General features: G+C 50.2%; 12 protein-coding genes and 1 riboswitch. Of the genes, 2 read left to right on the forward strand and 10 right to left on the reverse strand.

Annotation, left to right across the window (positions count from 1 at the left end):
* Positions 1-7: 7 nt before the first annotated feature.
* From yfcE to DXD02_RS09430, 6 genes are all read right to left on the reverse strand, one after another.
* Positions 8-550, reverse strand: a complete 543-nt coding sequence (yfcE, locus tag DXD02_RS09400) for a phosphodiesterase (protein ID WP_118666766.1) — start codon at positions 548-550, stop codon at positions 8-10.
* A gap of 106 nt (positions 551-656) precedes the next feature.
* Positions 657-974, reverse strand: coding sequence for a rhodanese-like domain-containing protein (locus tag DXD02_RS09405; protein ID WP_022462633.1), 318 nt, complete (start codon positions 972-974; stop codon positions 657-659).
* Positions 975-1,094: 120 nt separating this feature from the next.
* On the reverse strand, positions 1,095-1,280 hold the full coding sequence (locus tag DXD02_RS09410; protein ID WP_022462634.1) for a hypothetical protein: 186 nt from the start codon (positions 1,278-1,280) through the stop codon (positions 1,095-1,097).
* Positions 1,281-1,829: 549 nt separating this feature from the next.
* Positions 1,830-3,194, reverse strand: coding sequence for an alanine/glycine:cation symporter family protein (locus DXD02_RS09420; protein WP_117760598.1), 1,365 nt, complete (start codon positions 3,192-3,194; stop codon positions 1,830-1,832).
* Positions 3,195-3,403: 209 nt separating this feature from the next.
* A riboswitch (glycine riboswitch) is annotated at positions 3,404-3,494 on the reverse strand.
* A 311-nt stretch (positions 3,495-3,805) separates the two neighbouring features.
* Entirely contained in the window at positions 3,806-5,515 is a 1,710-nt protein-coding gene (locus tag DXD02_RS09425) for an ABC transporter ATP-binding protein (RefSeq protein ID WP_082424887.1), read from the reverse strand.
* A 41-nt stretch (positions 5,516-5,556) separates the two neighbouring features.
* Entirely contained in the window at positions 5,557-7,317 is a 1,761-nt protein-coding gene (locus DXD02_RS09430; RefSeq protein WP_055227033.1) for an ABC transporter ATP-binding protein, read from the reverse strand.
* A 137-nt stretch (positions 7,318-7,454) separates the two neighbouring features.
* Here DXD02_RS09430 and DXD02_RS09435 point away from each other — a divergent pair, with 137 nt between their 5' ends.
* A complete protein-coding gene (locus DXD02_RS09435) occupies positions 7,455-8,312 on the forward strand; it encodes a LysR family transcriptional regulator (RefSeq protein ID WP_022462638.1) in 858 nt (285 codons plus the stop codon).
* 77 nt (positions 8,313-8,389) lie between these two features.
* Here DXD02_RS09435 and DXD02_RS09440 read toward each other — a convergent pair whose 3' ends face one another.
* On the reverse strand, positions 8,390-9,631 hold the full coding sequence (locus DXD02_RS09440) for an Nramp family divalent metal transporter (RefSeq protein ID WP_118594598.1): 1,242 nt from the start codon (positions 9,629-9,631) through the stop codon (positions 8,390-8,392).
* A gap of 216 nt (positions 9,632-9,847) precedes the next feature.
* Between DXD02_RS09440 and DXD02_RS09445 the strand changes: the two genes are divergently transcribed.
* Positions 9,848-10,330, forward strand: coding sequence for a hypothetical protein (locus tag DXD02_RS09445; protein ID WP_022462640.1), 483 nt, complete (start codon positions 9,848-9,850; stop codon positions 10,328-10,330).
* Between the two features lie 282 nt (positions 10,331-10,612).
* Here the strand turns inward: DXD02_RS09445 and DXD02_RS09450 are convergent, their stop codons facing one another.
* The 3 genes from DXD02_RS09450 to DXD02_RS09460 all read right to left on the reverse strand — a co-directional run bounded on the left by DXD02_RS09450 (position 10,613) and on the right by DXD02_RS09460 (position 13,571).
* Complete coding sequence (locus tag DXD02_RS09450; protein WP_118666767.1) at positions 10,613-11,995, reverse strand: uracil-xanthine permease family protein; 1,383 nt, start codon at positions 11,993-11,995, stop codon at positions 10,613-10,615.
* Between the two features lie 80 nt (positions 11,996-12,075).
* Positions 12,076-12,735, reverse strand: a complete 660-nt coding sequence (locus DXD02_RS09455; protein ID WP_022462642.1) for a TatD family nuclease-associated radical SAM protein — start codon at positions 12,733-12,735, stop codon at positions 12,076-12,078.
* Positions 12,735-13,571: a pyridoxamine kinase gene (locus DXD02_RS09460; RefSeq protein WP_117813209.1), complete on the reverse strand. Its 837-nt coding sequence runs from the start codon at positions 13,569-13,571 to the stop codon at positions 12,735-12,737. The genes DXD02_RS09455 and DXD02_RS09460 overlap by 1 nt, the downstream gene beginning before the upstream one ends.
* Between the last annotated feature and the right edge of the window lie 181 nt (positions 13,572-13,752).

Below are 13,752 nucleotides of genomic sequence, written 5' to 3' on the forward strand. Positions count from 1 at the left end.
TCCCCTCTTATAATGTGAGCTGTTTTACGACGGTGCCGTCAAAGCCTTTGATCGTAAATACGCCGTCCTCGAGGATTGCATAGGTCGGGATATTGCCCTCTTTCGGCAGAGATACAGAACCCGGGTTCAGGAAGGTGTGTGCGCCTTTTTTCTCGGCACGCAGGACGTGGGTATGGCCGTACAGGAAGATATCTCCATCCATCAGCGGCGGCAGATTCTGCTCATTGTAGATGTGGCCATGGCTCATATAGAAGGTATGGCCTCCCTCGATCAGGATGCCGTAATCTGCCAGCACCGGGAACTCCAGTACCATCTGATCTACTTCTGCGTCGCAGTTTCCGCGCACGTTGGTGAGGTACTGTTTTTTCTCATTCAGCATGGCGATGACCTGTTTCGGTGCGTATTCTTTTGGAAGATCGTTTCTCGGGCCGTGATAGAGAAGGTCGCCTAACAGAAACAGGCGGCCTGCGCCCTCTGCCTCGAAGGCTTCCAGCATTTTTCTGCAGTAATAGGCAGAACCGTGAATATCAGATGCAAACATGTATTTCATATCGTGATCTCTCTTTCGTTTTGTGGTTTGGTTTTGTATTGTTTTCTGTTTCATCTTACCGTATCTTTTCCCGCTTGACAAGAAGAAATGTTGGATTGCCGCCCCATTACAGCTCTTCTCCCGCCACCAGATATCGTCCGCGGTATGCATGCATTCCGCCGATGACCGTTTTGACCTCGTATCCGTTCTCCGCCAGCCGCTTTCCCTCCGCCATGCTCGCGGCACCCCGCTCACAGCAGATCACAAGAATTTTGTCCCGCGGCAGACAGACCCGTTCGAGCAGATGGTCATAGGGAAGATTCACCGCTCCTTTCACATGCCCTTTTTCGTATTCCCGCCGGTTCCGCACATCGATGATCATCGCCCACGGTTTTCCCACGTACCAGTCCAGCTGGTCTGCCGCCAGCAGTGTCATGCCTGCCATATCCTGGTCCCCCTCTCCGGATCTGACTTTCTCTCCTGTTTTATATGTATGCAGAAACCGGCGGCAGAGTCCGTATGGGACCCTCCGCCGGCTTTTTCTGCCGGAATCCCAAGGTTTTACTTAGTATTTTTCATACTCATCCTTCTCGTCCTGCTCCCGGTTCTGCTGACCGTAGGATGACATCTCACGGTCTTTCACATGATTGCAGTCTCTGCTGTTCTTCTGGTTTTTGCTGTATTCGCTTTTCTCGTATCCGTTTTTGCTGTACTCGTTTTTGCTGTATTCATTTTTGCTGTTTCTGGTCATAATCTTGTTTCCTCCTGAATGTTTTTTTGTCCTGCGACATCCTTTAGTATCGCTTTTTCCGCGCAGATTATGCATCCAGAACCCTGTTTTTCCACGGTATCTGTTCCAAAGTGGGGAATGCAAGCCCAAAAATACAGTGTTTTTCCTGCTTTCGGACCACTGCTTTCCAAATTGTGGTAATTTTTTCCAACTTTTGAATTTCGATGTTGCTTTTTCCCGTTATCTGTATTATAATCAATTTTGTAAAAGAATTTACCCTTCATAAATTTTTTTACAATTAATAACCCCTTATTAATTATTTATACTCCCCTTGAAAGACCGGTAGCTCCCCTGCCGGTCTTTCTTTTTGCAATTATTCAGAGCCATGCAAAATTTCAAGAAGAACTGTGAGTCATGCTCGCATGAACGAACAGTTCTTCTTGAAATTTTATATGGCGAGAAGCCACATCGAGATGCAGCGCAGCGGAATCGAGATGTAGCTCTGAATAATTGCAAAAGGAAAGTCTGCATCAGCAGACTTTCCTCCTTTTTCCCGTTCTGTATATATGATTAGAATTCTACTTTTTCACCTTTTGCCGCTTTTGCTACGGTTCCTGCGAGGACGATCAACGCCATGAGGTTTGGAATTACCATCAGGCCGTTAAAGAGGTCTGACAGGTTCCATACGAGATCCACTTTCAGCAGAGAGCCGAGGAAAACGAACACAACGACGATCAGCGAGAACGGAACGACTGCCTTCTTTCCGAACAGATACTGTACGTTCTGTCTTGCGAAGAAGTACCATCCGACGATGGTCGAGAATGCAAAGAACAGAAGACAGATCGCTACGAACGCCGGTCCGAAGCCTTTGAGGCCGGTTCGGAATGCCGCCTGTGCGACCGGGGTTCCTACAACACCGGTACTCATCATCTCTTCCAGAACGCCGGAAGAAAGAATAACGAGAGCGGTCATGGTCAGGACAACGAAGGTATCAATAAAGACACCGATCATCGCTACTTCACCCTGATCCTCCGGGTTCTCGACATCGGCAATCGCATGGGCATGCGGGGTGGAACCCATACCGGCTTCATTAGAGAAGAGGCCTCGGGCAACACCGTAACGCATGGCTTTCCGCACGGTAATACCGGCTGCTGCACCAAATACGGCATCCGGACGGAATGCACAGATAAAGATCGAAGCAATCGCTGACGGCACATGCTGGATGTTGATCAGAATAACAACAAGGGCTCCGACGAGATACAGTGCTGCCATCACCGGAACAACTTTTTCGGTGAAGGATGCGATACGGGAGATACCTCCGATGAAAATGAATGCGGCGAGAACGGCTACAATCACACCCATCACCCATTTCGGTACGGAAAATGCGGTGTAGAACGCATCACTGATGGAGTTCGACTGTACCATATTTCCCATAAAGCCAAGCGCCAGAATAACGGCTACGGCAAAAAAGCCTGCCAGTGCTTTTCCAAACGTTCCCTTGAATGCGTGGGTAATGTAGTAAACCGGTCCTCCGATGATTTCTCCGCTCTCATCGCGGCGTTTGGAGATCTGCGCGAGATACGCCTCGCCGTAGATCGTTGCCATGCCGAAGAACGCAGCAAGCCACATCCAGAAGATGGCTCCCGGGCCGCCGGATACGAGTGCGGTCGCACATCCTGCGATGTTTCCGGTTCCGACCTGTGCGGCGATCGCTGTTGCAAGCGCCTGGAAGGAAGTCATGCCGTCTTTTCCGGCCTTCTTACCCTTTAACGAGAAACCGCCAAAGACGCGGTTCCACGCGGTCTTAAACTTTCTTACCTGTACAAAGCGGGTCCGAACAGAGAAATAAACTCCCGTACCTACCAGCAGAAACAGCAGTACGCTGTTCCAGAGCACATCACTGATCTGCGCAATTGCCTGATTCAATGCATCCATTTTCTTTTCTCCCTTTCCATTCGACGTATGGTCTGAACAATGTGGATCACACATCCGCACCGTTTTGAGAAAAAAAATACCATCTCCTGCGGGACTTTTCCTGCAGAACATGGCTCTGATTGAAAAATACAGCAAAAAACCGCGCTTCCGGAATTTTTTCGTTTCTGCGCACCGCTTTTTTTGTTCCGCGGCTGTTCTTCTTCTGTATCTTTTTTGACTCTGTCCTTTTGCCTGAGAGATTCTGCATCGCTGCATTGCACCTTCGGCACTCTTTTCAAGAGCTTCTCCAGAGACCACTCCGTTTTTAGTCCTCGCCGTCTCCCGTCCGTTCTTGTTTTAAGAAGAGAACCAGCACCTGAAAGTTTTACTTCTTCGGTCGTGCACCTTTCGAAAATTAAATTTCCAAAGGCTCTCCGCACATTTTCTAAAAACTTCTACGTCTTTTTTTATTTTTGTAAAACTATAGCACCTGTGATAGGATTCGTCAATACCCCATGCCGTATTTTTTTCAGAATATTGCAAAAACATATAAAAAATCAGCAGATCTGAGCGCGCACGCCTCAAAATCGCATGCGCGGCACAGATCTGCTGTTCTCTTTTCCAAATATCTTTTATGACGCCTGGAACTGGCTGTTGTACAGATTGTAGTAGAAGCCTTTCTTCTCAAGAAGCTCCTCATGGCGTCCCTGCTCGATGATCTTTCCGTCTTTCATGACGAGGATCAGCGAAGCGTTGCGGATCGTGGACAGACGGTGGGCAACGACGAAACTCGTTCTGCCCTGCATCAGCTTGTCAAACGCCTCCTGAACCTGCAGTTCGGTACGGGTATCGATGCTGGAGGTCGCCTCGTCGAGGATCAGCATCGGCGGCAGGCAGAGCATGACACGGGTGATACAGAGAAGCTGTTTCTGCCCCTGGCTGATGCTGTCTTCGCTGAGAACCGTGTCAAGTCCCTTCGGCAGACGCTTGATAAACTCCCAGCTGTGTGCCTCTTTGGCCGCATTGATGATCTCCTCTTCCGTCGCATCCGGCTTTCCGAAGCTGATGTTGTCGCGCACGGTTCCCTGTTTGATCCAGGTATCCTGCAGCACCATACCAAAGCAGCTGCGGAGCGCATGGCGGGACAGTTCGTCGATCGGCTTTCCGTCGATGCAGATCTTTCCGGCATCGACATCATAGAAGCGCATCAGCAGGTTGATAAACGTCGTCTTTCCGCATCCGGTCGGGCCGACAATGGCAACACGCATGCCCGGCTGTACGTCAAGATTAAAGTTCTCGATCAGTTTTTTCTCTTTGTCATAACTGAATGCTACATCATCGATCGTCACATTTCCCGTCACGGTATCGATCGTTCCGGCCGGGTCTGCACTTTCCTCTTTCTCTTCCAGAAGAGCAAAGATACGGCCTGCGCAGGCAAGCGCGTTCTGCATCTCGGTGATAACGGAACTGATATCATTGAACGGTTTCATATACTGATTTGCGTACGACAGCAGAACGGAAAGTCCGCCGACGGTCAGCGCGCCGCCCGGGATCATGAAAGCTCCCACAAGGGCAACACCGGCATAGATCACGTTGTTGACAAAACGGGTGGACGGGTTCGTTAAGGAACTGTAGAACACGGCCTGCTGGCTGTATTTCTGCAGATCTTTGTTGATCTCTGCAAAACGCTCGGAAGCTTTTTCCTCATAGCCGAACGCTTTGACTACTTTCTGGTTTCCGATCATCTCATCGATGAGTGCGGTCTGTTTTCCTCTCGTCTCACTCTGTTTCTGGAACATTTTGAACGAGCGGCCGGAAATAAATTTTGCCACGAAGAAGCTCAGAGGTGTCAGGCAGATCACAAGAAGGGTGATCCATACGTTCTTCGAGAACATGAAAAACAGTGTCACAATAATGGTTACGATGCCGGAGAACAGCTGCGTAAAGCCAAGCAGAAGACCGTCCGATAAGATATCGGTATCTGCGATAACACGGCTTACGATGTCTCCGGAGCTGTGCTGATCCAGATAGGACAGCGGCAGCACCTGGATATGACGGATCGCCTGGGAACGAAGGTCGCGCACGATGCGGTACGTCATACGGTTGTTGATCAGGTTCATGATCCATGCGGAAAGTGCGGAAACGAGGGTAAAGAATACGATTCGTTTCAGATAGAACCACATCTCCGGGAAATTGACCTGGTGGGCTGCAACAACCTCATCGATCGCATCGCCGAACAGGATCGGAATATAAAGCTGTAAAATAACGGTAACCGCAGCTAGGACAATACTAAGGCCTAAGAAAATTTTATAATTTCCGATAAACGCCATCAGCTTTTTCATGACCTGCATGCCGCTTTTTCCGGACTTGTTTTCTGTCTTTTTCATGCGATCACCCCGCTTTCGTTGTTATAAGCTGCACGCTCTTCCGGGAACTGGGAGAAGTAAATCTCGCGGTAAACCTCGCAGGTTTTCATCAGCTCGTCGTGTGTGCCGTTTCCTTCGAGCGTACCATTTCCAAGAACGAGGATCTGGTCTGCCTGACGGATGCCGGCGATTCGCTGGGATACGAGGAAGGTTGTCGTGTTTCCTTCGAGATTGTGGACGGCTTTGCGGAGTTTTGCATCCGTTGCAAAGTCAAGCGCACTCGAGCTGTCGTCCAGAATCAGGATTTCCGGTTTTTTTACCAGCGCACGCGCAATAGAAAGACGCTGTTTCTGTCCGCCGGAGAGGTTCTTTCCATTCTGCTCCAGCATAAAATCGAGCTGATCCTGTTTGCCTTCTACGACTTCTTTCGCCTGGGCTGTGGTGAGCGCCTCCCAGATTTCTGCATCGGTGGCGTCCTCTTTGCCCCACCTCATATTGTCGCGGATACTGCCTTTAAAGAGCACTGCTCTCTGCTGAACAACACCGACTTTATTGCAGAGCTCTTCTTTCGTGTAATTCTTTACATTCTCGCCGTCTACCATGACGTCACCGCTGGTCGCATCGTAGAAACGGGAAATCAGGCTGACCAGCGTCGATTTTCCGCTTCCGGTACCGCCGATGATTCCGATGGTCTGTCCGCGTTTTGCGGTAAAGCTGATATCCGATAAGCTCTCTGCGCCGGCTCCTGCATAGGTGAAGCTGACATTTTTAAATGTAACAGCTGCATCGCCAGTTACTTTCTTTGCAGCGCCGCCTTTTGCCGGGTAGTTCATGGTTGTCGGAACCGCCAGTACGCCGGAGACACGCTCTGCACAGGCAACGGATTTGTTTAAGGTGATGATGAGCGATGCCAGTTTGATCAGCTCCACGATGATCTGCAGCATGTAGTTGTAAAGTGCGACAACCTGTCCCTGCTGCATACTGCCGATGTTAACCTGAAGGCCTGCCTGCCAGATCAGGACAACGGCTGCGATGTTGATGAGGACATAGGTCAGCGGATTTAACAGTGCGGAAATTTTTCCGACAAACTCGTTCAGACAAGTCAGCTCATCGTTGCTCTTTTCGAAATCGGCAACAGACTGCTCCTCACGGCAGAACGCACGGATGACACGGACACCGTTCAGATTTTCTCTTGTCATTCCGGTGACGCGGTCGAGTGCCGCCTGTACCTTTTTGAACAGCGGGATGCTGACCAGCATAATGCCGAATACGGCAACGAATAGGATCGGAATAGTAACCAGGAATACGATGGCACATTTTACGTTGACGGTAAATGCCATCACAACGGAACCGAATACGATAAACGGACTCCGCAGCAGCAGACGCAGACCCATGTTGATTCCGTTCTGCACCTGGTTGATATCGTTGATCAGACGGGTGATCAGCGTATCGGTTCCAATGGTATCCAGCTCCGTAAAGGACAGAGCCTGGATGTGATCAAAGACCGCCTGGCGAAGCTCGGTTGCACAGCCGACGCTCGCTTTTGCCGCGAAATACTGCGCGGTGAAGCTGCAGCAAAGTCCGACTGCCGCCATCAGAACGAGGATTCCAAAACGGCTGACGATGTACGGACGGTTATTGCCTGCGATACCCACATCGATGATCTGGGCAACAACCATCGGCACCAGAAGGTCGAATACGACTTCCAGAAGCTTGAACAAAGGAGCGATGATGCTCTCTTTTTTGTAGTGCTTCAAGTAGACTCCAAGACTTTTCATCTTCTTTTTCACTCTCCATTTCTTTGTTTCTTGACATTGACAGTATAATCTCATATGATTAATACGAATAGTATTGTTTTTATAGCTTAGTGATACAATTTTAATATCATAAATAATTTCACGAAAGGAAGTCTCTTATGGAACTGCGCCAGCTTGAATATTTCCGCGTCATCGCCGAAACCGAAAGCATTCACGAGGCCGCCCGCCGCCTCAATATGTCCCAGCCGCCGCTCAGTTATCAGTTAAAGCAGCTGGAAGCCGAACTGAACGTCACTTTATTTGAACGCACCCGCCAGGGCGTCCGCCTGACCGAAGCCGGAAAACTGCTGTACGACCGCTCCGCCAACCTGCTCGAGTACGTGAAATCGACGGAGCTTGAGGTCGCAAAGGTCGGCAAAAAGCGGGTTCTGCGCCTCGGCATCACACCGACCACCGTTGCAACGATCATGCCGTGCGTCTCGCTTTTTTCCCGCCGCAATCCCGATGTCAACTTCGAGGTGCACGACGGCATCACCTACACGCTGTACCGCTATCTGATGGACGGCATCATCGACATTTCCATCGCCCGCACGCCGCTGCGGCTCGACGATGTCGACTATAAAATTTTAAGCTCTGAACCTATGATTGCCGTTTCTTCAAAAGATATGCTTCCCGAGAAGAACGGATCGCTAAAGCTCCCGGATCTTTTGAATATTCCGCTCATCATCTACCGCCGGTATGAGGCACTCATCATGGATGCATTCCACTCGCGCGGCATGGAACCGGATCTCTTCTGTGTCTGCGACGATCCCCGCGGCGCGATGCTCTGGGCAAAGGAAGGCCTTGCCACTGCCATTTTCCCGCAGTCCATGAGCTCTCTCTGCCAGGGACTCCGCATCCAGCCGCTCGCAGAAAGCGACCTGGAAACGCAGATCGCCGTGATCTGGAAAAAGGGGCGGAAACTCTCTCCGCTTCTGCAGGACTTTGTCGATGCCTGCATGGAGAGCATATTATAATAGAAGAAGTCCGCTGCGCCGGTCTCTTTTTCAGGGATCAGCACAGCGGACTTCCTTTTTTTTATTTCTCATTCTTTTTACTGCACAAACAGCAGCGCGATATTCAGCAGTGTCACAATCACCGCAATCGCAAACAGGGCAATTTTCAGCTGCAGACTGTTCGCGTATTTTCCCATGACTTTTTTCGAGGACGTCAGATAAATCTGTGTAAATACCGTAATCGGGAGCTGCATTCCAAGGAACATCTGTGAATAGAGAAGGCCCTGGAACGGGGAATCAATCAGAAGAATGACCGCTGCGGCCGGGATCATGGTAAGAAGGATTCCCCAGCGTGTCTCCTTACTCTTGATCTCATACGGCTTGTTAAAAATCCCCGAAAAAATCGTTCCGCCCGCCATTCCCGCGGTGATGCTCGATGAAATTCCGGCGAGCAGAAGCGCTGCTGCAAAAATCACCGATGCGGCATTTCCAAGGAGAGGTGTCAGCATCTTTCCCGCCGTTGCGAGATCATCCACCTGCTTTGCATTCTGCGGCTGGAAAAACGTTGCGGCCGCCATCAGGATCATTGCACTGTTGATGGCCCATCCGATGATCATGGAAAACAGGGTGTCTTTGAACTCATACTTTAACTGGCGCGCAATCACCTCATCATCCTCAAGATTCCACTGGCGGCTCTGAATAATTTCCGAGTGGAGAAACAGGTTGTGCGGCATGACGACCGCACCGAGGACGCTTAAGATGACCGGCATTGAGTGCTCTGGAAACGACGGTTTTACCCAGCCGACAGCCGCCTGCGCCCAGTCGATATCGGCGATCCAGACCTCAAAGAGGAACGAAAAGCCGATCAGCGAGACAAACACAATGATCAGTTTTTCAATCCGTTTGTAAGCACTTGTAAACTCACAGATCAGAACCAGCACGAGAATCATCATGCTGCCGAGCTTGATCGGAATGCCGAACAGCATCTGGAGCGCAATCGCACCGCCGAGGATCTCCGCCATTGCGGTCGCCACCGCTGCCATCATCGCCGTCGCAAGAATCGTGTTTTTCAGCCACGCAGGCAGATAGAGGCTCGCCGCCTCCGAGAGGCACTTTCCCGTGACAATGCCGAGATGTGCCGCATTGTGCTGCAGAAAAATCAGCATGATCGTGGACAGGGTGACCATCCACAGAAGCTCGTAGCCGTAACCCGATCCGGCGGCAATGTTGGATGCCCAGTTTCCCGGGTCGATAAAACCGACCGTGACAAGAAGTCCCGGGCCGAGATAGCGGAGAAAATTCATGCCCGCCGTCTCTTTTCGTTTTCGATTTTGTTTCATATTCTTTCCTTTCTGACAATTTGATGCGGAACCGGCCCATCCAGGACCGGCAGAAATCGTTGTGTTGTGGTTTTGGCTGCTTTAGTTAGTTACAACTAACCGCATTGTACATGGGATTTTTCAAAAAGTCAAATCCTGTTTTCTCTTTCTTGTGCTTCACCGTCCGCTGTGCTACAATAAAACTGCTTATTTTGAACTAAAAGGAGAATTTTTATCATGATACGACTTGCCGTCCCGGAGGATTTTACTTCGCTCATGTCAATCTATGCGTACGCCCGCTCTTTTATGCAGGAAACCGGAAATCCGAATCAGTGGGGAAACCATTTTCCGCCGGAGGAGCTGATTCACAACAGAATCCGTGACAAACAGCTTTTTGTCCTGGAAGAAAACGGCACGCTGCACGGCGCGTTTGCCTTCATCATCGGTGAGGATCCGACGTATCTGCAGATCGACGACGGCTCCTGGCTCTCCGATGCGCCGTATGGCACGATCCACCAGGTTGCCTCAGACGGAACAATCCACGGATTTTTCTCCCAGATCGTCGATTACTGCTGGACACAGATCCCGCACCTGCGCGTCGATACGCATACGGACAATCAAATCATGCAGCATCTGATCCAGAAAAACGGATTTGAACGACGCGGCATCATCTACGTACTGAACCACTCTCCGCGGATTGCATTTGAGCGCGTAAAATAAAACACCAAACGAAAACACCGGATCGTCACCGCTTCGCAGACTTTTCAGCCGCGGAATCACCGTTGGATCCAGGTAATATAAGGATCCGACGACCTGTCCCATCATCCCCTTTTTCGATCTTTCGTGTGTCATTTTTTTACCAACCTTATATCTTCTTACCCTCCAATATACACTTGCCCGTACCGAAATGCAAAGAAAATCCGCTTTTTCCCCTCTGTTTCTGCACATTCCTTTGTGCAGAATACAGATGCAGAAAAAACGGATTTTCTTTTGCATTTTTCTTTATGCGTGGATTCCTCTGTTCTCGTCTCCGGTCTCGTTTACGCCGAATTCGTAATCGTTGCCCGGCAGAATCATGTTCAGCAGGATTCCTGCGATGGCTGCAATGGCAAGTGCAGTCAGGGTGACGGTCGTTCCGCCGATCGTAAAGGAGAGACCGTTGCTGAAGCCCAGTCCGCAGACAAAGATGACGCCCGCAATAATCAGGTTTCTTGATTTCGTCAGGTCTACCTTGTTCTCAACCACGTTGCGCACACCGATGGCAGAAATCATACCGTACAGCATGAAGCTGACGCCTCCGATGATGGAGGACGGCATGGTGCTGATGAGTGCCGATACCTTCGGAATGAAGCTGACGATAATCGCAAAGACTGCGGCAATACGGATGACTCTCGGGTCATGTACGCGGCTCAATTCCAGAACGCCGGTGTTCTCGCCGTACGTCGTGTTGGCCGGTCCGCCGATGAAACCTGCCATTGCGGTTGCAAGACCATCACCGAGCAGGGTTCTATGCAGGCCCGGATCAGAAAGGAAGTTCTCTCCTACGGTTGCAGAGATCGCCGACATATCGCCGACATGCTCCATCATAGTCGCGATCGCGATCGGTGCCATGATCATAATGCTGGTCAGATCGAATTTGCAGAGCTGCAGCGGCGGAAGTCCGACGATGCCTGCCTGTGCAACCGACGCAAAGTTGATGATCACGGATCCGTCCGGATTTTTGATGCCGAGTGCATTCAGGACAACTGCCACAGCGTAGGCAATCACAACGCCCATCAGAATCGGAATGATTTTGAGCATTCCTTTTCCCCAGATGTTGAAAATGATGATGACTGCCAGCGCAACCAGTGCCAGGAACCAGTTCGTCGAAGCATTATTAATGGCGGAACCAGCAAGGCTGAGGCCAATGCAGATGATAACCGGACCTGTGACAACCGGCGGCAGGTAGCGCATCACGCGTTTGACGCCGACCATGCGGATGATCAAGGCAAAAATCAGGTACAGAAGACCTGCTACCACAATACCTCCGCAGGCATAGGCTGCCTTGTCGTTGACACTCATGCTGGCATATTTTCCGGTATTCAGGTTTGCAACAGCGGCGAAACCGCTTAAGAATGCAAACGAAGAACCAAGAAATGCCGGTACTTTAAATTTCGCGCACAGATGAAACAGCAGGGTTCCAAAGCCGGCGCAGAACAGTGTGACGGATACGGTAAGACCGCGGGACGGCCCCTCGCCGCATGCGTCTACAAAGTAGCTGTTTACCAGAATCGGCACCAGAATGGTTGCACCGAACATGGCAAACATGTGCTGCAATCCGAGAATCAGCATTTTAGGAATACCGAGCTTTCTCGCATCGCGGATGACTCCATTAGACTCGTTCATACGTCTCTCCCTCTCTTTTGTTTTTCTTTCCCATTATAGGCGTTATGTTGTTCAAATACAAGCGAAAGATTGCGGGCCTCTCAATTTTCAAACGGGCGGACACGTAAAGTAACTCCTAAGGTATCGCAGATCTCCTGGCACTTCTGAATTTTCTCCTCTGGCATGACTTTCTCGACAACCGTCATCACAACATTCGGCACATACTGTTTGGAAAGAACCGCAAACTCCTTGATCGCCTCGTACGACTGGATGCCGAATTTCGACCGCGTGAGCTCCAGAAATTCCTTTTCATCCGGCGCGTTTAAGGAAATCGAGACGGTATCGAATCTTCCCTTTAATTCCGGGGTGACATCTCTTCCATAGATCAGGTTGGCAAGACCGATCGTATTCAGACGCACTTTCAGGTTCGGATACGTTTCTTTTAAGGAATCGATCACCCGACAGACATCCTCAAGCCGCTCAAGCGGTTCTCCGAAGCCGCAGAAGACCAGTTCATTGATCACGTTCAGATCGTACTGTGCGAACAGCTCCAGCATCGTCTCAACGGATGGCTCGCCCTCTTTTAACCACAGTGTATTTCCCTCCTGCTGCTGTTTCGTCTGGCGCAGACAGAACACACAGCTGCACGGGCATTTGTTTGTCATGTTGACATAGACATTTTTTCCGGTAAGATCGCCGCTCTTTGCAAGGTCGAGATACCCTTCCTCGCCGACGGCTCCGGTTACAGTATATAAATACATTACGCTTCCTCCGTTAAGTCCTTCATAAACATTTCAAAGCAGAGTCCCCAGTAGCTCGGCACTTCGTTTTCTTCGCAGTAGCGGATGCATTTCGATACGTAATCCGCCGCCTTTTTCACCGACTCGTACAGGCTGTGGCCGTTCAGATACATGCCTGCGATAATTGCCGCAATGACATCTCCCGTACCGCTCCGGTCGCCGCCGATGCGGTCTACCATGACAATCTGGAAGTCTTCGCCTTTGTTATAGATAAAGTTGGCAATCTGCGTCTGGTTAAAGTGGATGCCCGTCACAACAATATGTTTCGGTCCCCGCTCCGCCAGTTTTCCGCACATCTCTTTCAGCTCCTCAATCGAAGCCCCGTTCTCTGGATACGGCGCATCGAGCAGTGTACAGAGTTCTGTCAGGTTCGGTGTGATGATATCCGCGTAGTGAACCAGCTCTTTCATCTTGTCGCACATCTCTTTCGTGTACGTCCGATACAGCTTCCCATAGTCTCCCATGACCGGATCGACGATGACAAAGTTGCGGTCCGTCTTGAAATGGCGGATAAAATCAAGCACAATATCCACCTGCTGTTCCGATCCTAAAAAGCCGGTCGAGATCGCATCGAAATCGAGCTTCAGATCCTTATAGGTCTGAATGTAATCCTTCATCCGGTCAGTATAATCATCAAAGTAATACGTCGGAAACTGCGTGTGTGCTGAGAGAATTGCGGTCGGAACTGCCACCGCCTGAATCTTCATCGCCGACACGATCGGCGCCATCACAGCCGTTGAGCACCGGCCAAAGCCTGTCAGATCGTTAATCAGCGCTATCTTTTTCTGTTTTTCCATGTTGTTCTCCTCTTTTTTTCAGGATGCCTCCGCATCTGTTTTATGTCTATTTTTGCACACTCGCGTCTTATTTACAAGTTTTTTCCGTACAAAAAGAAAAGGGACTGTCGGGATTGATATGTGAACCGCTGATATGCTCCCTTCTAGGTAGACAAGTGAAATAATAAAAACTTGTCACTTA

It is taken from the genome of Blautia sp. TF10-30 (assembly GCF_003481245.1).
Classification (GTDB): Bacteria; Bacillota; Clostridia; order Lachnospirales; family Lachnospiraceae; genus Fusicatenibacter; species Fusicatenibacter saccharivorans.